17 protein-coding genes are annotated in these 17617 nt (G+C 66.8%); 12 read left to right on the forward strand and 5 right to left on the reverse strand.

What is annotated here, in order from left to right; translation table 11 throughout:
* Window positions 1-14: 14 nt before the first annotated feature.
* The 3 genes from ACP694_RS14250 to ACP694_RS14260 all read left to right on the forward strand — a co-directional run bounded on the left by ACP694_RS14250 (window position 15) and on the right by ACP694_RS14260 (window position 3697).
* A complete protein-coding gene (locus ACP694_RS14250) occupies window positions 15-1019 on the forward strand; it encodes an HlyD family secretion protein (RefSeq protein ID WP_426013401.1) in 1005 nt (334 codons plus the stop codon).
* Window positions 1020-1205: 186 nt separating this feature from the next.
* Window positions 1206-2114 carry an SDR family NAD(P)-dependent oxidoreductase gene (locus ACP694_RS14255; RefSeq protein WP_426013402.1) on the forward strand — a complete coding sequence of 303 codons (909 nt, stop codon included), beginning with the start codon at window positions 1206-1208 and terminating at the stop codon, window positions 2112-2114.
* A gap of 272 nt (window positions 2115-2386) precedes the next feature.
* Window positions 2387-3697, forward strand: a complete 1311-nt coding sequence (locus ACP694_RS14260) for an outer membrane protein transport protein (RefSeq protein ID WP_426013403.1) — start codon at window positions 2387-2389, stop codon at window positions 3695-3697.
* 187 nt (window positions 3698-3884) lie between these two features.
* Here the strand turns inward: ACP694_RS14260 and ACP694_RS14265 are convergent, their stop codons facing one another.
* Window positions 3885-4991: an Mrp/NBP35 family ATP-binding protein gene (locus ACP694_RS14265; RefSeq protein WP_426013789.1), complete on the reverse strand. Its 1107-nt coding sequence runs from the start codon at window positions 4989-4991 to the stop codon at window positions 3885-3887.
* Window positions 4992-5097: 106 nt separating this feature from the next.
* On the opposite strand from ACP694_RS14265, the gene hflK reads away from it, so the two are divergent.
* Both hflK and hflC read left to right on the forward strand, forming a co-directional pair.
* Complete coding sequence (gene hflK / locus ACP694_RS14270; RefSeq protein WP_426013405.1) at window positions 5098-6207, forward strand: FtsH protease activity modulator HflK; 1110 nt, start codon at window positions 5098-5100, stop codon at window positions 6205-6207.
* On the forward strand, window positions 6204-7049 hold the full coding sequence (hflC, locus tag ACP694_RS14275) for a protease modulator HflC (RefSeq protein WP_426013407.1): 846 nt from the start codon (window positions 6204-6206) through the stop codon (window positions 7047-7049). The genes hflK and hflC overlap by 4 nt, the downstream gene beginning before the upstream one ends.
* 32 nt (window positions 7050-7081) lie before the next feature.
* On the opposite strand, the gene ACP694_RS14280 is transcribed toward hflC, so the two are convergent.
* Both ACP694_RS14280 and ACP694_RS14285 read right to left on the reverse strand, forming a co-directional pair.
* Window positions 7082-7588: a group I truncated hemoglobin gene (locus tag ACP694_RS14280; protein WP_426013408.1), complete on the reverse strand. Its 507-nt coding sequence runs from the start codon at window positions 7586-7588 to the stop codon at window positions 7082-7084.
* Window positions 7589-7595: 7 nt separating this feature from the next.
* A complete protein-coding gene (locus ACP694_RS14285; RefSeq protein WP_426013410.1) occupies window positions 7596-8477 on the reverse strand; it encodes a DUF3034 family protein in 882 nt (293 codons plus the stop codon).
* Window positions 8478-8654: 177 nt separating this feature from the next.
* Here ACP694_RS14285 and ACP694_RS14290 point away from each other — a divergent pair, with 177 nt between their 5' ends.
* Window positions 8655-9266 (forward strand): methylamine utilization protein, encoded by a 612-nt coding sequence (locus ACP694_RS14290; protein ID WP_426013412.1) that lies wholly within the window; start codon window positions 8655-8657, stop codon window positions 9264-9266.
* An 8-nt stretch (window positions 9267-9274) separates the two neighbouring features.
* Window positions 9275-11611, forward strand: a complete 2337-nt coding sequence (locus ACP694_RS14295; protein WP_426013414.1) for a putative bifunctional diguanylate cyclase/phosphodiesterase — start codon at window positions 9275-9277, stop codon at window positions 11609-11611.
* Here the strand turns inward: ACP694_RS14295 and ACP694_RS14300 are convergent.
* Together ACP694_RS14300 and serB are read right to left on the reverse strand one after the other, a co-directional pair.
* Window positions 11608-12273, reverse strand: a complete 666-nt coding sequence (locus ACP694_RS14300; RefSeq protein WP_426013415.1) for an HAD family hydrolase — start codon at window positions 12271-12273, stop codon at window positions 11608-11610. The genes ACP694_RS14295 and ACP694_RS14300 overlap by 4 nt on opposite strands.
* Window positions 12270-13130, reverse strand: a complete 861-nt coding sequence (serB, locus tag ACP694_RS14305) for a phosphoserine phosphatase SerB (RefSeq protein WP_426013416.1) — start codon at window positions 13128-13130, stop codon at window positions 12270-12272. Before serB ends, ACP694_RS14300 begins: the two co-directional genes overlap by 4 nt.
* Before the next feature lie 92 nt (window positions 13131-13222).
* On the opposite strand from serB, the gene ACP694_RS14310 reads away from it, so the two are divergent.
* From ACP694_RS14310 to ACP694_RS14330, 5 genes are all read left to right on the forward strand, one after another.
* The gene (locus tag ACP694_RS14310) at window positions 13223-14026 is read left to right on the forward strand and encodes a hypothetical protein (protein WP_426013418.1); all 804 of its coding nucleotides are present in this window, start codon (window positions 13223-13225) and stop codon (window positions 14024-14026) included.
* A complete protein-coding gene (miaA, locus tag ACP694_RS14315) occupies window positions 14023-14940 on the forward strand; it encodes a tRNA (adenosine(37)-N6)-dimethylallyltransferase MiaA (RefSeq protein WP_426013420.1) in 918 nt (305 codons plus the stop codon). Before ACP694_RS14310 ends, miaA begins: the two co-directional genes overlap by 4 nt.
* A 99-nt stretch (window positions 14941-15039) precedes the next feature.
* Complete coding sequence (locus ACP694_RS14320; protein ID WP_426013422.1) at window positions 15040-15522, forward strand: CinA family protein; 483 nt, start codon at window positions 15040-15042, stop codon at window positions 15520-15522.
* Between the two features lie 117 nt (window positions 15523-15639).
* Window positions 15640-15687, forward strand: a complete 48-nt coding sequence (locus ACP694_RS14325; RefSeq protein ID WP_426013791.1) for a hypothetical protein — start codon at window positions 15640-15642, stop codon at window positions 15685-15687.
* Between the two features lie 107 nt (window positions 15688-15794).
* Window positions 15795-17603 (forward strand): acetolactate synthase 3 large subunit, encoded by a 1809-nt coding sequence (locus ACP694_RS14330; RefSeq protein WP_426013423.1) that lies wholly within the window; start codon window positions 15795-15797, stop codon window positions 17601-17603.
* Window positions 17604-17617: the final 14 nt, after the last annotated feature.

Consider the following 17617-nt stretch of genomic DNA (forward strand, 5'->3'; position numbering starts at 1 on the left):
GGGGAAACTGCCAAATGCCCGCGTTCCTGCGTCGTCCCGCCTTCTGGATCGTCATCGTGATCATCGCCGCCGTGGTCGGCGGCGTGTTCTTCATGAAGGGCCAGGCGGCAGAGAAGAAGAAGAAGCTCGAGATCGCCGCCGCCCAGGAGGAGCCCAGCCCCTACGGCGCCATCGCCAACGGCAAGGCTGACGTTGAGGGCGGAATCATCCAGGTGGCCGCGCGCCGCCAGGGCATCGTCCGAGAGGTGTACGTGCAGGAAGGCCAGGACGTGGTCGCCGGCCAGCCCTTGGCCAAGCAGGAAGACGACGACGCCCGCCTGGCCGCCGCCACCGCCGAGGCCGGCCTGGCCTCGGCCCGCGCCCAGATCGCCGTCTATCAGGTGCAGTTGCGCACCGGCCAGCGCGAATTCAAGCGCCTGCAGACCCTGTCGACGGCCAATTTCGTGGCCGGCCAGCGGCTCGACGCGGCCCAGGACCAGATCGCCGCGGCCAACGCCAACATCGCCGCCCAACAGGCCGCCATCCAGGTGACCTCCGCCCAGTTGGCCCAGGCCCGCTACAACCAGGAACTGACGGTGATCCGCGCCCCGGCGAACGGCCGCATCGCCCGCCGCTACGCCAATCCCGGGGCCGGCGTCTCGACCCTGAACGTCACTCCGATGTTCGACCTGGAACCGCAGACCGCCCGCATCGTCCGCGCCGAGATCGTCGAGGCAGACATCCCTAATGTCGCCGTCGGCCAGGAGATCGAGATCCAGCCCGAGGGCGACCCCACCAAAACCTATGTCGGCAAGGTGCTGCGACGAGCCGTCGTGTTCGGGGCGCGCAAGCTGTCCTCGGACGACCCCAGCCAGCGCAGCGACGAGCGCGTGGTCGAGGTGGTTGTCACCGCCGACGGCGCCCCGCTGTTGGTCGGCCAGCGCGTGCTGGTTAAGTTCATGAAGCCGGGCCAAAAGGCCGGCATCAAGCGCGACCAGCCTAAGCCGCCGGTGGCCGGGGGCGAAAAGCAGAAGGCGTAGCGCGCGGTGCGTCCTTCGAGGCTCGGCTTCGCTTCGCACCTCAGGATGAGGAATCCAGAGCAACAGCGCTCCCCATCCCGAGGCGCCCGCGCAGCGGTCCCTCGGAGGACACGCCTCTCTTGACGCTCTGTCTCTCGCGCCGCACAAACGCGCCAAACCAAACACGCGTTTGAGGGAGATACGAACATGGCGGACGACATCCGGTTCGACGGTCAGGTGGCGATCGTGACAGGGGCCGGCGGCGGCCTGGGCCGACAGCATGCGCTGGAGCTGGCGCGGCGCGGCGCCAAGGTCGTGATCAATGATCTAGGCGGCAGTGTCGATGGTTCGGGCGGCTCATCTGACGCGGCCTTGAACGTGGTCAAGGAAATCGAAGCCGCGGGCGGCGAGGCCATCGCCCATGGCGCTTCCGTTACCGACGACGCCGGCGTCGCTGATCTTGTGAAGACCACGATGGAAAAGTGGGGCCGGATCGACATCCTCGTCGCCAACGCCGGCATCCTTCGCGATCGAACCCTGACCAAGATGGAGCTGGCCGACTTCGAGGCCGTGATCCAGGTCCATGTGTTCGGCACCTTCAAGCCTATCAAGGCCGTGTGGGACATCATGAAGGCCCAGAACTACGGCCGCATCGTCGTCACCACCTCGTCCTCGGGCATGTATGGCAATTTCGGCCAGAGCAATTACGGCGCGGCCAAGATGGCGGTTCTGGGCCTGATGAACACGCTGAAGCTGGAAGGCGGCAAGAACAACATCAAGATCAACGCCATCAGCCCGGTCGCCGCCACCCGCATGACCGAAGGCTTGATGCCGCCCGAAGTGCTGGAGAAGCTGAAGCCGGAATATGTGACGCCGGGTGTCGTCTATCTGGTGTCGGAAGACGCCCCGACGGGCGCGATCCTGACCGCCGGCGCCGGCGCCTTCGCCCTGTCGCGGATCTACGAGACCGAAGGCGTCTATCTGGGTGAAGGCGGATTGTCGGCCGAAGAAGTGCGCGACTGCTGGGGCCAGATCGCCGCAGAGGATGGCCAGAAGGCCTATTTCAACGGCGGCGAACAGGGCCAGAAGTTCTTCCGCAAGATGGCTGGCGGGTAGGTTAGCTTGAGCTTAAGTTGAATAGGGCGCGATTGTGGCCAAGGAACAGCCCCCTACGGCTAGCCACATCGCGCCTTTTCCAGGCAACTATGGCACTTTCTGACATAACGACGAAATAAGTAACGGCTTTAAAGTCAGGCGTTCTTTGAACGCAGGGCACAAAATTCATTGTTACAGGAATAAATAGCAACGGTTTTTGACTAAATGCGTTAGAGCGACGCCAATCGGCGCCATCCAAGGACGCCGGCTCTTCCTCCCCAGAAGGTCGTCTCATGTCTCTCTCGCGTACTTGCCTCGCCGCCGGCGTGGCCCTTGCCGCCATGGTTGTCGCCTCCCAGGCCTCGGCTTCGGCATTCTATCTCCAGGAACAATCGGTGCGTGGCGCCGGTCGCGCCTATTCGGGCGAGGTCGCCGACCGCGGCGCCGCCAGCCTCTGGTGGAACCCCGCCGCCATCGCCGGTCTCGAACAGAGCGAGATCTATGGCGGTCTGCACCTGATCCAAGTCGATTCCGACGTCAATGACAGCGGCTCGACCCTGACCCGTCCCGTGATCCCCGGCGGCCTGACCACCCCGGTCGGCGGCGAGCCGCGTTCGCCTGGCCCGATCAACAACGGCGTCGTGCCCAACTTCGCCGCGGCCTTCCGCATCACCGACAAGCTGGCCGTCGGCCTGACCGCGGCCGCGCCCTACAACTTCACCACCGACTACAACACCCGCAGTTGGACCCGCTACGACGCCCTGAAGTCCAGCCTGACCACGATCGACGTCAATGGTGCGGTGGCTTATCGCCTCAATGACATGCTCGACCTCGGCATGGGTGTTTCGGCGCAATATACCGACGCCGAACTGACCTCGGCGCTGCCGAACCTGTCGCCCCTGCTGGCCGATGGCTCGTCATCGCTGAAGGGTGATGGCAATTGGGATTACGGCTGGAACGTCGGCGCCCAGTTCCACGCCTCGCCGGCCCTGACCTTCGGCGCGTCGTATCGCTCGAAGATCGATCACAAGCTGGATGGCCACGTCGTGGTCTCGGGCTTGGTGGGTCCGCTGGCCGGCGCCAATGTCAACACCGACGGTAAGGCCACGATCACCACGCCGTGGATGGCCAATGTCGGCGCCCGCTGGGCGGTAAACGACAAGACGACCCTGAACCTGTCGGTGTCGCGCATCGGCTGGAGCGAGTTCGACAAGATCGTCGTCAGCTATCCGGGCGGCGGCAATGTCAGCGCCCAGAACTACAAGGACACCACCACGGTGGCGGTCGGCGTCGACTACCAGGCTTCGCCGAAGCTGACCCTGCGGGCCGGCGTGCAGTACGACCCGACCCCGACCCCGGACCTGGGCCGCACCGCCCGCGTACCGGACGGCGACCGGATGGTCTATGCAACCGGCGCCACCTGGCAAGCGACCCCGTCCATCAAGTGGGATGCGGCCCTGTCGTACATCACCTTCGAAGACACCAAGATCAACCGCACCGAAACGATCTTCGCCGGCACTGCGGCGGCGACGACCTTGAACCTCAGGGGCGACGTCGGCGGTTCGGCGGCGGTCATCTCGACCGGTTTGCGCTACAGCTTCTAAGCTTGGCCTGATTGGCTAGAACGCGGCCGCCCGGAGCAACCCGGGCGGCCGTTTTTCTAAGTCCTCCCTCTCGGGGGGGGAGGTGTCGGCGAAGCCGACGGAGGGGGGAGCTATCGGCAGATAATGTGACGCCCCAACACTCCCCCCACCGGCCTTCGGCCGCCTCCACCATAGGGGGACGTGGAGATCAGCCCTGCCCGACAGTGGTCCACAATGCCCGCGCCGCCTCGGTGAACGCCCTGGCCGCCGCGCTGCCGGGCGCACGCAACACCACCGGCGTCCCGGCGTCGCCGGCCTCGCGGACGGCGATCTCGATCGGAATCTGAGCCAGCAACGCGACGTCCAGCGTCTTTGCCTCGGCCACGCCACCTCCCGTTCCGAAGATCGGGATCGGGGCGCCGGTCGTCGGATCGGCGAAGAAGGCCATGTTCTCGATCAAGCCCAGGATCGGGGTCGCCGTCTTGCCAAACATCACCGCCGCCCGGCGAACGTCGATCAGGGCGATCTCCTGCGGGGTCGTCACCAGCACCACACCGTCGATCCGCAGCTTCTGCACCAGGGTCAGCTGGATGTCGCCGGTGCCGGGCGGCAGGTCGACAACCAGCACGTCCAGCGGCGCGGCTTCGCTGCCCCAGGCCACGTCGTGAATCATCTGACGCACCGCCGACGAGGCCATCGGCCCGCGCCAGATCATCGCCTTGCCCTCATCGACCAGGAAGCCGATCGACATCAGCCTGATCCCATGGGCGACCAGAGGCTGCAGCTTGCCGTCCTCGAAGCTGGGCTCGCCGTCCACGCCCATCATTCGGGGGGCCGAGGGGCCATAGACGTCGGCGTCAAGCAGGCCGACCCTCAGGCCCTGGGCCGCGAAGGCGCAGGCCAGGTTGGTGGCGACAGTGGACTTGCCCACCCCGCCCTTGCCAGACGCCACGGCGATCACGTGCTTCACATGGACGGGCTTCTCGGCCTCCGGCGGCGGGACAAGACGCGCCTGCTTGTCCTCTCTGACCGAAGCGCCCTTGCGCACCCGGGTCGCGCCTTCGGCGGCCTGGGCCGTCAGAACCACTTGGGCCACCTCAACACCGGCCAGGGCCGCCAGGATCTTTTCTGCCGCCTCGCGCACTGGGCCATAGGTCGCTGCCTGCGAGGCCGGGACCTCCAGCATAAAACCCGCCCGGCCTGCGCGTAACACCAGTCCCTGCACCAGACCGGCGGCCACCAAGCCCTCGCCGGACACCGGATCGACGACCCGATCCAGCGCCGCGCGGGCGTCATCGAGGGTGGCGGGAAGCACTGCGGTCACGTGTTTGTCTTGCCTTGTGGTGCGAGGGCTCTCATATCCGCGTGCGGGGCTAGCTTTACAACCCCGCCCAAGTAGTGACGGGAAGTCGACGCCGCCCATGCCCTGGAACGACAATGCAGGCCCCGGTCCCTGGGGATCCCCGCCGCCTAACGACGGCAAGAAGGACGGCGACAAGCCCAAGATCGAAGGACCACGCCCCGGCGGCGGTCCCAAGGGCCCCGGCGGCCCACCCGCGCCTTTCGACGTCAACGCCATCGTCGATCGCGTCTCGGAGCGCCTGCGCCAGACCTTCAACGGCCCAGGCCGGTCGCGCGCCATCGTGGTCTCGGTCGCGGCCGTCGCCAGCCTCTGGGCGCTGTCAGGCTGCTATGTCGTGCAGCCCAAGGAGCAGGCGGTGATCACCACCTTCGGCGCCTATACCCGCACCGCCGGCCCCGGCCTGCGCTACCACCTGCCCTTCCCTTTCGAGCAAGCGGAACTGGTGCCGTTCACCACCACCCAGGCCCTCGACGTCGGCGGTACGGCTGCGGCGCCGGTGCCGGACGAGCGCCTGATGCTGACCGGTGACGAGAATATCGTCGATCTCAGCTTCACGGTGCAGTGGCGGGTCATGGACGCGGCGAGATACACCTTCAACGTCCGCGAGCCTGATGGCCTGATCAAGGACGTCGCCGAAAGCGCCATGCGCGAAGTGGTCGGCAAGACCGCCCTCACCCCGATCCTCACCACCGGTCGCGGCCGGGTGCAGGACGAGACCAAGCGGCTGATGCAGCAAATCCTGGACCGCTACGACATCGGCGTCTCGATCCAGAACGTCAACATCCAGACCGCCACGACGCCCGGCCCGGTGCTGGAAGCCTATCGCGACGTCCAGCGCGCCGCCCAGAACGCCCAGTCGGCCGCCAACAACGCTGGCGGTGAGGCGGCGCAGATTACCCAGGCGGCGCTCGGCTATCGCGAACAGGTGGTGCGCGAAGCCTCGGGCGACGCGGCGCGCTTCAACCAGGTGTACGAGCAGTACAAGCTGGCGCCGGCCGTGACCCGCGAACGACTCTATATCGAGACCATGCAGCGGGTGCTGGCCAACTCCAACAAGGTGATCATCGACAGCAAGGGCGCCAACGCCCCCGTGATCCTGCCGTCCGAGACCTTCCGCCCCCGGACGTCCGCGCCCAATGCCAACGCCGCCGAGGGAGCCGTCCGATGAACCGCCTCAACGGTACGACCATCTTCGCTGGCGTCGCCGCCTTATCCGCGCTGATCCTGGCCAATTTCGTCCTGTTCCAGGTCGATCAGCGGCAACAGGCCCTGGTGATCCGCTTCGGCGATCCCGTGCGCACGGTGCTGACGCCCGGCCTGCACATGAAGAGCCCCTTCGAGACGGTGCTGCGGTTCGACAAGCGCAATATCGACCTCAACGCCAACGAGGAAGAGGTCACAGCCGCCGACCAGGAGCGGCTGGTGGTCAACGCCTTCGTCCGCTACCGCATCACCGACCCGCGCCAGTTCTACCGCACCCTCGGCCAGGAAAGCGTCGCCACCGACCGCCTGGAGAGCATCATCAACGCCGCCCTGCGCGAGGAGGTCGGCCGCTCGAACTCGGAAGACGTCATCGCAGGCAAGCGGGCGCAGATCATGGCCGCCATCCGCGCCAAGGTCGCCCGCCAGGTCGCCGCCTCCGATCTCGGCGTGCAGATCATCGACGTGCGCATCAAGCGCGCCGACCTGCCGCCGGCCAACGAACAGGCGGTGTTCGAGCGCATGCAGACGGCCCGCAAGCAGGAGGCCGCCCAGTTGCGCGCCATCGGCGAGCAGCGCCGCCGCGAGATCGTCGCGACCGCCTATGAGGAGGCCGAAAAAATCCGTGGCGACGCCGACGCCCGGCGCGCCCAGATGTTCGCCGCCAGCTTCGGCCGCGACCCCGGCTTCGCCTCGTTCTACCGCTCTATGCAGGCCTATGAGGCGGCCCTGGGCAAGGGCGACACGACGCTGGTGCTGTCTCCCGACAGCGCGTTCTTCAAATATTTCGCGAAGGGCCCGGCTGGGTAGATCCTTCCTTCTCCCCTTGCGGGAGAAGGAAACTACCGCCGCTCGATCGCCTGCCGGCTCATCGGGGCCAGCTTGGCCAGGAGCTTGTTCTGGGCAGCGAAGGGCACGCGTTCCTTGTCCATCGCCCATTGCAGGTTCTCGACCAGGGCGTTGAAGTCGCGCGGCGTGATGCCCTGGTCCTTGTGCGAGGCGCTCATGTCCTTGCCGGTGTAGTCGCACCCTCCATCAAGGATGTAGCAGAACTGCTCGGCCAGGGTGCGCTTCAGGCGGACGATGTCGGCCGTGGCGAAGACGTCCTTGATGCGCGGATCGGCCAGGTTGCGATCAACTAGGTCGCTGGTGATCCGCACCAGTCCCTCCTTGCCGTGGAACGCCTTGAAGACGCTGGCGTCCTTCATCGGCGTCGCGCCGGCGTTGGCGTTGGACTGGATGTAAGGATCCACCGCTATCTCGCCGGGCGGGACGGTCTGGGCGAGCGCCGCGTTGGAGAGCGTGAGCGAAAAGGCCGTCGCGGCCAGGGCGATGAGACGCATGGTCATGTGATCCCTAAAAGCCGGCCTGCAGCGAGACATAGAGGCCACGCTGGTTCTTGAAGGTGGCAATCGAGCCGAGATCGGCATAGGCCGCCGTCAACGATAGGGTCTTGCTGAACGCATAGGCCACGAACACGTCGGCCCAGTCGTTTTCCTTGGCGAACCCGAGATTGTCGGGCTTGGTGCGATACTCGGCCCCGACCAGCAGGCGCTTGCTGACCAGATAGCCGGCCGAGCCCTCGAACTGAGTTTTGTAGCTGTCGTTCCTGTCGCCGCCGAAGCCCAGCAGGCCGGTCTGGTTGGCCTTGGTCAGCCGCGCCGTGCCGTTCAACACCAGGCTGTAATTCAGCAGCAGCTTGGTCGCCGCGACATAGTAGTCGACCCCGTCATCGTCCTTGCCGCCAATGGCGTGGATGATGGCGCCCTGATTGTTTTGCTTGGCCTGAACACCGACGGCGATCTGCGGCAGCCAGGTGTCCTGGTCATAGACCACGTCGCCAACCAGGCGGACCTTCACGCCGATGATGTCTTGCTTGAAGGTGAAGCCCTTGCCCAGGCCCAACTTGGCCCCGGTCTCGCCGGTGTCGAACTCCTGCCGGGCGATCGACAGCTCGATCCGATCGAACAGGCCGACGGCCCCGCCGACCGAGCGCAGCTCGTAGTCGGGCACGTTGACATAGGTGGCGTGCACACTACCGCCGACACCGCGCGAGGTCTCGTTGCCGCCGATCAGGGCCCAGGTCGATAACCCGCCGCCCGCGCCGCCTTCCAAGGCGCTGACGCCGCCGGTGAGCAGCAGCTTGCCGCCCGGCTCCATCTCCTCGGCGCCAGCCGCGCCGACGCCAAGGCCAAGCGCCACAATGGCGACAGCCAGTCCCAACAGTGTCGATCGCATGACGCCCCCTTTGGCCGTTAGCGTCACGTCGTTCGAATGACGTCGCCAAATTCACGCGAGAGCATCCCTGACAAGACTTTACAGAACCTTGACCATGACAAGTTGTCGCATGTGCTTGCCGAGAGGTGGCCACCGGGTGTTAACCGGGATTTCACGGCGGCCGCGCTAAGCAGAGCCATGAAATTCGCACCCGTACTATTTTTGGTTGCAATGTTCGCGGGCTCCGCTCAAGCCGCCGACCTGACGGTTTCGGTGCGCGGGGCTGACGGCAAGCCCATTCCGGATGCCGTTGTCACTGTCTATCCGAACGGCCAGCCGACCAAGGGTCCGATCAAGTTCGACTGGCCCTACCGGGTCGCGCAGCAGAACATCCAGTTCAATCCGTTCGTGCTGATCGTGCCGGCGGGAGCCGAGGTGTCGTTCCCCAACTTCGACAAGGTGCGCCACCACGTCTATTCGTTCTCGGCCGGCAACAAGTTCGAGCTGAAGCTCTACGGCCGCGAAGAGAACCGCAACGTCAAGCTGCCCGCGGTTGGCGTGGCCGCTATCGGCTGCAACATCCACGACCAGATGGTCGGCTTTATCAAGGTGGTCGACACCGCCTACGCCGCCAAGAGCGACGCCAACGGCAATGCGGTGGTCCATGGGATCCCGGACGGGCCGGTCGTGGCCAAGGTCTGGCACCCCTATCTGCGCGCGCCGAAGAACGAGAAGACGCTGACCACGAGCGCCGTTCGCGGCGTGGCGCGCGAGACCGTCACCCTCGAACTGCGCGCAACGGGACACTGAGCCCAGGCATGTTCAACCGCCTCCAGACCAAGCTGACCGTGCTCTATGCGGGACTGTTCGCTCTGGCCCTGAGCCTGGTGGCGGTGAGCGTCTATCTGACCATCGCCGGCAACGCCCAGTCGCAGGTCCGCAAGGAGCTGGCCTCGACCGGTACGGTGTTCGACAGCGTCTGGGCCTTGCGGACCCAGCGCCTTCACGATGGCGCGGAATTGCTGTCGCGCGACTTCGGCTTCCGCGCCGCCGTAGCGACCCAGGACGTGCCGACGGTGCAGTCGGCGGTGACCAACCTGCGCGCCCGCATGGGCCTGGACCTGGCCTTCATGGTCGGAGTTGATGGCGTCGTCGTCGGGACCGACCCGAGCAAGGTCGACATCGAGAAACTGTGGAGCGCCCTGGACCATGAAGACGGCGCCCAAGGCGTGTTCGTGGTTGACGGCGCGCCCTACCAGCTGATCTCGGCCCCCGTCATGTCGCCCACCCTCACCGGGTGGCTCGTGTTCGGCGCCCGCCTCGACGATCGCGAGATGACCGCCCTGGAACGGCTGTCGGCCATTCGCTTGGAGGCCCAGGTGTTCGACCGCCGGGGCGAGACCTGGGTGACCACCGACAAGACCGCCGACAGCAACGCGATGAGCGCTTTCGTCGCCAGGGAAATGGGCCAGACGATCGCCTCGCCCCATCGCCTGCGCACCGCGACCGGCGACAACCTGGTGCTGGTCAAGCGGCTGAAGACCCTGGATGGCCAGACCCCGGCCGCCTTGGTGCTGCGCTATCCCATGGCCCTGGCCATGGCGCCCTACCGCCCCTTGATGGCTGCGGTGATCATCGCCGGTCTGATCAGCGCGGCCCTGGTGGTCGCCGCCAGCTGGGCCCTGTCGCGCGACATCGCCAAGCCGATCATCGCCCTGGACGACGCCGCCCGGCGTTTGCAACGGGGCGAGGACGTTCATGTGGACGTGCGCTCCAGCGACGAGATCGGCCGCCTGTCGGACAGCTTCAACCTGATGGCCGCCGAGATTCGCGAGCGCGAGCACCGGATCACCGAGCTAGCCCTGCACGACGCCGAGACCGGCCTGCCCAACCGCCTGGCGGCCGAACGCGAGATCGAGGCCCGCATGGCCCGCCTCAAGCCCGGCCAGCAGGTGGTGGTCGGCGCCTTGGGCCTGGACCGCTTCACTCTATTGCGCGGAGCCATCGGCTACGCCTTGTTCACTCAACTGGTGACCGAAGTCGGGGCGCGCGTCCGCGCGCTGCATCCTGCCGTGATGGTGGCGCGCCTCACCACCTCGACCCTTTGCGTGATTTCCGACGTTACCGACGTGCAGACCGCCCTTCCCATGGTCACGCGCGCGCTGGCCGATCTGTCGGCCCCCGTGCGCCTGGGCGGCGAGCTGGTCGATGTGCACATGAGCAACGGCCTGGCCGGCGCCCAAGCCGGCGAGATGGACGCCCTGCGCTTGATTGAGCACGCGATGATCGCCCTGGACCAAGCCCGGACCAGCGGCCGCAAGGTGGCGGTCTTCGACGCCGTGGCCTATGGCGACCCGGCCGGCAACCTCTCCCTGATGAGCGAAATGCTTCAGGGTGTGACGACCGGCGCGCTCTTCCTCAATCACCAGCCGAAACTCGACCTGCGCAGCGGCGCGATCACCGGCGTCGAGGCCCTGGTGCGCTGGAACCACCCGACGCGCGGCCTGCTGCGCCCCGACCTGTTCGTCGGCATGGCCGAGGAAACCGGCCATATCCGCGCCCTGACCGAATGCGTGCTCGACCAGGCCATCCTCGATCAAAAGGCCCTGCGCGAGGTCGGCCACGATGTTTTGATGTCGATCAACATCTCCGGTCGCCTGATCGACGATTCCGAATTCGCCAATCGCGCTATCGAGAAGGTCGCGGCCGCCGGCGCACGGTTCTGCTTCGAGATCACCGAGACCGCCGTGATCGGCAATCCCGACGTTGCGCTGGGCGTGCTCGACAAGCTGAGCGCCGCCGGCATCGCCGTCTCGATAGATGACTACGGCTCGGGCCTGTCGTCCCTCGCTTATCTCAAGCAGATCAGCGCCGACGAACTGAAGATCGACAAGGCCTTCGTGCTGTCGCTGGAAAAGGACGGCAAGGACGCCCTGCTGGTGAAGTCCACCATCGACCTCGCCCACAGCCTGGGCCTGAAAGTCACCGCCGAGGGCGTCGAGAGCCGCGAGGCCTTGGCCATGCTACAAGTGATGGGCTGCGACCTGGCCCAGGGGTATCACATCGCCAAGCCGATGGGATTGGAGGCCCTGGTGGAATTTCTGGCGGATTGGAGTGCGGAAGTCGTGGCTGGCGACGAGGCGCTGACGGCTTAGGCTGTCGCCTTCAACAGCTCCAGCACCACGTGCAGGCTTTCGGCCACGTGCACGCACTTGTCATGCATCTCGTCGTTCGGATCGAGGATGTCAGGCACCATGATCGTCATCATCCCCGCCGCGTGCGCCGCCCGCACGCCCGGGTGCGAGTCCTCGAGCGCCAGGCACAGGGTCGGGTCCACGCCCAATCGCCGCGCGGCCTCCAGGTAGGGATCCGGATGCGGCTTGTGGCGCTGGACGTCGGCGTTGGCGACCACCGCGTGGAAGCGCTTCACCAGGTCAAAGCGCCCCAGATAGCGCTCCACTGATTCGCGACTGTTGGAGGTGGCGATGGCGCGCGGCAGGCCCAGGGCGTCCAGATAGTCGAGGATCTCCATCACCCCGGTCTTCAACCGCACCTCGGCCTCGAGCAGGATCTCGACGTCGCCCCAGGTGCGCTTGAAATAGGCCTCGACCGGGAAGTCCGGGCCGTAAAGATCGCGGAGCATCCGCGCGCACTCCGGGTTGGTCTTGCCGACCATCGACTGATAGGTCGCCGCCGAGAAATCGATGCCGAACGCTTGGCCCGCCTCGATCATCGCGGCCTGGTAGACCGTCTCGGTGTCGAGCAACAGGCCGTCCATGTCGAAGACCACCGCCTGGACGCGACGCGGGAAGGTCAAGAAACGAACTCCGAGGCCCTATAGCCCTGGAAGTAGAGCAGCGCCGTCAGGTCGGCGTGGTCGATCTTTGCATGGGCCTGGGCGGCGACGATCGGCTTGGCGCGGTAGGCGACACCCAGGCCGGCCGCCTCGATCATCGCCAGGTCGTTCGCCCCATCGCCCACGGCCAGGGCGTCGGCCGGAGTCAGGCCCAGGGCGGCGGTCTCTTCCCGCAAGGCCGCCAGCTTGGCCTCCTTGCCGAGGATCGGCTCACCGACCGCGCCCGTCAGCAGGCCGCCTGCTTGGATCAACGTGTTGGCGCGATTCAGGTGGAAGCCCGCCGCCTGCGCAACGCGGCTGGTGAAGAAGGTGAAACCGCCCGAGACCAGGGCGCAGCGTGCGCCGTTGGCGGCCATCGTGGCGACTAGGGTCCGCGCCCCGGCGTTGAGGCGCACACGGCCGTCGTAGCAGGACTGCAGCGCGTCGACCGACAGGCCTTTGAGCATGCCGACCCGCTCACGCAACGCACCTTCGAACAACAGCTCGCCGCGCATGGCCCGCTCGGTGATCTCCGAGACCTGGGCTTTCAAGCCCGCAAAGTCGGCCAACTCGTCCAGGCATTCGCAGCCGATGATGGTCGAGTCCATGTCGGCGATCAGCAGGCGCTTGCGGCGGTTATCGGCAGGCGTGACCGCGACGTCCACGGGCAGGCCAAGGACCGCGTCGGCCGCCGCGCGGTGCAGGGCCGGCAGGTCGCCCTCAACGGCGATCTCGACGGCGCCGGGGCCGAGAACCTCTGGCGAGCCCCGACCAAAGGCGGCAACGGCGCGCGCCAGAGCGGCGGCGTCGGGGCTGACGAAGACGGCGATCTGGACCATGGCGCGGGGCGTAGACTGCTGCGGCGGCGAGATCAACCTTCACCGGCCAACGATTGGTGGTAAGCGAAGGACATTCCATAGAGGGAAGGCCGATGACCGCGACGCCAGCCTCCAGCGCCAGGGACGACACCGCCACCCTCGCCGCCATTGGAGTCGCCGCGGCCTGCCTGGCCGCCACGGCCCATGAAGCGGTCGGTCACGGGGGCGCCTGTCTGGCGGTCGGGGGCCGGGTCGCTCTGCTGTCCAACGTCTTCTTCCATTGCCAAGGCGGCGCGCCAATCGTCGATCTGGCGGGTCCGCTGGGCAATCTGGGCATGGCGTTGGTCGCCCTGGCCGGACTGCTGGTCTGGCGCGGCGCGGGCCAGGCCTCCAAGCTGTTCCTGACGGCGCTGCTGGCCTTCAGCGCCTTCTGGGGCGCGGGGTATTTGCTGCTGTGCGGCTTGACGGGCCAGGGCGACTTCGCCTTCTGGGCCCGCGACGCCCTGGCGACCCCGGCGGCGGTGTGGCGTCCCATCATGATCGCCGCCGGCCTTGGTCTCTACACGGGCGCCGTGTTCGTCGTCGCCCGCCTGGCGCCGCGCGGGCCGGCCGGCGAAGCGCCTGCGCACGATCTGGCTGACGGGCGCGCTCGTCGCGATCGTGGCCGTGCTGGCGTTCAAGGGCGCTGGCCGGGCCGAGGCCTTCAAGGAAGCGGCGCAGGAAATCGCCCTGGCCTCGCTGCCGCTGTGGTTCATCGCCGGTGGAGTGGCGAGACGGACGGCCTTGGCCTCGCCGCCGCTGCGTCGCAGCTGGCCGTGGATCTGGCTGGCGACCGCGACCTTCGCGCTGTTCGTCGCGACCCTGGGACACGGCTTGCCTTGACCCGACCGCATCGCCGGAGAAGGGTCGCGCCATGAGCGCTTCCCCGCCTATTACCCTGCTCGCCGGAGCCACCGCCAGCGGCAAGTCCGCCCTGGCCCTGAAGTTGGCCCGCGAGACCGGCGCTGAACTCGTCAACGCCGACTCCATGCAAATCTATGCCGGCATGCCGGTGCTGACGGCCGGTCCCACGGGTGAGGAGCTGGCTCAGGCGCCGCATCACCTGTTCGGCGTCGTCGATGCGGCCAACGGCTGGTCGGTAGCGCGCTGGTTGAAGGCCGCCTCGGCCGCCCTGGCCGAGATCGCCGCGCGCGGCCGGCCCGCGATCGTGGTCGGCGGCACGGGGCTTTACCTCAAGGCCCTGACCCACGGCCTGGCCGACGTGCCGCCGGTGTCCGAGACCCAGCGCGAGGTCTCGGCCCTGCTGTACGCCGCCCTGGGCGAGCCGGAGTTTCGCGACATCCTCGCCGAACTCGACCCCGCCGCCGAGACCCGCATCGAGGTCGGCGACCGCCAGCGCCTGCTGCGCGCCCACGCCGTGGCCATAGCCACCGGCAAGTCCCTGACCGCTTGGCAGACCGACACCCGCCCGACCCTGGCCGAGGGGAGTTGGAAAGGCATGGTGCTCGATCCGCCGCGCGCCGAACTCTACGATCGCTGCGACGCGCGGTTAGGTCTGATGGTAGAGAACGGCGCCCTGGACGAGGTGGCGGCGATGGAGGCTCGGGGCCTCGATCCCGCTCTCCCGGCGCTGAAGGCCGTGGGCTACAGGCAATTGGCGGCGTACCTGCGGGGCGAGATCAGCTTGGACGCCGCGCTGGACGACGCCCGCCAGGAGACGCGCCGCTACGCCAAGCGGCAGATGACCTGGTTCCGGAACCAGACGCCGGACTGGGAGAGGGTTGACGCACTCGCCCCCTCCGGGTCGCTGCGCGACCCTCCTCCCCCATAGGGGAAAGAGCTCAGGCGTTTAAGCTCCGCCCCCTATGGGGGCGGAACGGCGACGAAGTCGCCAGGTGGGGGCAAGTTCCCCGAAACAAGGATCTTCCCCATGACCGAACTCGCCCGCCTCGCCGCTGCCGTGGCCGCCCGCCTCACCGAACGGGGCGAGACGCTCGCCGTGGCCGAGTCCTCGACCGGCGGCCTGATTTCGGCCGCCCTGTTGGCCGTACCTGGCGCATCGAAGTTCTATGTGGGCGGGGCCGTGGTCTACACGGCCCGCGCCCGCCTGACCCTGCTGGACATCCCGCAGAAGGCCATGGACGGGCTTCGCTCGGCCAGCGAGCCCTATGCCGTGCTACTGGCGCGGGTCGTGGGCAAGAACCTCAAGGCCACCTGGGGCCTGTCGGAAACCGGGGCGGCTGGGCCGGACGGCAATCGCTATGGCGATCTGGCCGGTCACAGCTGTGTGGCCGTGGTCGGCGGCGAGCAGGAGGTCAGTCTTACCATCGAGACCGGTCTGGATGACCGCGCGACCAATATGCAGCGCTTCGCCGAGCAAGCTCTTGCCCTGCTGCTGAAAACCTTGGGCTAAAATTGGCCCGGTGAAGCCTGTGGCGCGTCAGCCACGGGTCGTTTCTTGCGTCAAAGTGCGCCTTGACGCCCTCGCGCGAGCATGGCATTCCCCGATCATCCATTTGGAGCAACACTCGTGCGCAACACCATGATCGTACTTATGGAGCGGCCGTTCGCGGCGTGACCTAGAAGTCACGCTGATAGATCGGTCGCGCGTACAAAAGGTCCTTCGGGACCTTTTTTCTTTTCTGCTCTGCTCCAAGCCAAGCTTCCAAGCCCCCGGACACCGCCATGACCGCCCACCAGACCATCGAGAGCCAGGCTCCCGCCCAGCCCCAAAATGATCGCGCCATGACCGGCGCCGAGATCGTGGTTCGCGGCCTGGTAGACCAGGGTGTCGAGGTTTTGTTCGGCTATCCGGGCGGGGCGGTCCTGCCGATCTATGACGCGCTTTTCCACGAGCCGCGCCTGCAGCATATTTTGGTGCGCCACGAGCAAGGCGCGACCCACGCCGCCGAAGGCTATGCCCGCAGCTCAGGCAAGCCTGGCGTTGTCCTGGTCACCTCGGGGCCGGGCGCGACCAACGCCATCACCGGCATCATGGACGCCCTGATGGACTCCATCCCAATGGTCATCATCACCGGCCAGGTCCCGACGCACCTGATCGGCACCGACGCGTTCCAGGAAGCCGACACCGTCGGCATGACCCGCTCCTGCACCAAGCACAACTACCTGGTGAAAGACGTCCGCGACCTGCCGCGGATCATCCACGAGGCGTTCGAGATCGCCACCACCGGCCGGCCCGGCCCCGTGCTGATCGACATCCCCAAGGACGTGCAGTTCGCCCAGGGTGAATATTATGGCCCGACCGAGGTGTCTTCGACCCACGCCTACAATCCGCGCACCAAGGGTGACCAAAACCGCATCGCCGAGGCCGCAAAGCTGATCGCCCAGGCGCGCCGGCCAATCTTCTATACGGGCGGCGGCGTCATCAACGCGGGTCCCAAGGCCAGCGAGGCCCTGCGGCAGTTCCAGGCCATGACCGGCGCGCCGGTCACGTCGACCCTGATGGGCCTGGGCGCCTTCCCGGCGGCGGACCCCGCCTGGCTGGGCATGCTGGGCATGCACGGCACGTTCGAGGCCAACAACGCGATGCACGACTGCGACGTGATGATCTGCGTCGGCGCGCGCTTCGACGACCGGGTCACGGGGCGCCTCGACGCCTTCTCGCCGGGCAGCAAGAAGATCCACATCGATATCGACGCCTCTTCGATCAACAAGAACGTCCGCATCGACCTGCCGATCATCGGCGACGCCGGCAGCATCCTCGATGACCTGATCACCGCCTGGAAGGCGGCCGGCCACCAAGCCAACAAGGCAGCCCTGAGCGACTGGTGGGCCCAGATCGACACCTGGCGCGCCCGCCAGTGCCTGAACTATCGCGGCTCGGAAACGGTGATCAAACCGCAATACGCGGTCGAGCGGCTGTACGCCCTGACCCGCGACAAGGACGTCTACATCACGACGGAAGTTGGTCAGCATCAGATGTGGGCCGCGCAGTTCTTCCGCTTCGAGGAGCCCAATCGCTGGATGACCTCCGGGGGCCTCGGCACCATGGGCTACGGCCTGCCCGCCGCCATCGGCGTGCAACTGGCCCATCCTGGCAGCCTGGTCATCGACATCGCCGGCGAGGCCTCGATCCAGATGTGTATCCAGGAGCTGTCGACGGCGATCCAGTTCAACCTGCCGGTCAAGATCTTCATCCTCAATAACGAGTGGATGGGCATGGTCCGCCAGTGGCAGCAACTGCTGCACGGCGAGCGCTACAGCCACTCCTATTCCGACAGCCTGCCCGACTTCGTGAAGCTGGCCGAGGCCTATGGCGCGGTCGGCATCCGCTGCAGTGATCCGGCCGAGCTGGATGAGAAGATCCTGCAGATGATCAACAGCGACAAGGTCGTGGTCTTCGACTGCCGCGTCGAGAAGCACGAGAACTGCCTGCCGATGATCCCCTCGGGCAAGGCCCACAACGAGATGATCATGGGCGACGTCGAGGACATCGGGAATGTGATCGGGGCGGCGGGGGCTGGGTTGGTCTAGAGCGCCACCTTTCT

Origin of the sequence: Caulobacter sp. DWR2-3-1b2 (genome assembly GCF_049896345.1) — a bacterium.
Classification (GTDB): Bacteria; Pseudomonadota; Alphaproteobacteria; order Caulobacterales; family Caulobacteraceae; genus Caulobacter.

Coding starts and splice junctions, on each gene's coding strand:
- ACP694_RS14250 (WP_426013401.1), top strand. CDS start 15: ATGCCCGCGTTCCTGCGTCGTCCCGCCTTCTGGATCGTCATCGTGATC.
- ACP694_RS14255 (WP_426013402.1), top strand. CDS start 1,206: ATGGCGGACGACATCCGGTTCGACGGTCAGGTGGCGATCGTGACAGGG.
- ACP694_RS14260 (WP_426013403.1), top strand. CDS start 2,387: ATGTCTCTCTCGCGTACTTGCCTCGCCGCCGGCGTGGCCCTTGCCGCC.
- hflK (WP_426013405.1), top strand. CDS start 5,098: ATGCCCTGGAACGACAATGCAGGCCCCGGTCCCTGGGGATCCCCGCCG.
- hflC (WP_426013407.1), top strand. CDS start 6,204: ATGAACCGCCTCAACGGTACGACCATCTTCGCTGGCGTCGCCGCCTTA.
- ACP694_RS14280 (WP_426013408.1), bottom strand. CDS start 7,588: ATGACCATGCGTCTCATCGCCCTGGCCGCGACGGCCTTTTCGCTCACG.
- ACP694_RS14285 (WP_426013410.1), bottom strand. CDS start 8,477: ATGCGATCGACACTGTTGGGACTGGCTGTCGCCATTGTGGCGCTTGGC.
- ACP694_RS14290 (WP_426013412.1), top strand. CDS start 8,655: ATGAAATTCGCACCCGTACTATTTTTGGTTGCAATGTTCGCGGGCTCC.
- ACP694_RS14295 (WP_426013414.1), top strand. CDS start 9,275: ATGTTCAACCGCCTCCAGACCAAGCTGACCGTGCTCTATGCGGGACTG.
- serB (WP_426013416.1), bottom strand. CDS start 13,130: ATGGTCCAGATCGCCGTCTTCGTCAGCCCCGACGCCGCCGCTCTGGCG.
- ACP694_RS14310 (WP_426013418.1), top strand. CDS start 13,223: ATGACCGCGACGCCAGCCTCCAGCGCCAGGGACGACACCGCCACCCTC.
- miaA (WP_426013420.1), top strand. CDS start 14,023: ATGAGCGCTTCCCCGCCTATTACCCTGCTCGCCGGAGCCACCGCCAGC.
- ACP694_RS14320 (WP_426013422.1), top strand. CDS start 15,040: ATGACCGAACTCGCCCGCCTCGCCGCTGCCGTGGCCGCCCGCCTCACC.
- ACP694_RS14330 (WP_426013423.1), top strand. CDS start 15,795: ATGACCGCCCACCAGACCATCGAGAGCCAGGCTCCCGCCCAGCCCCAA.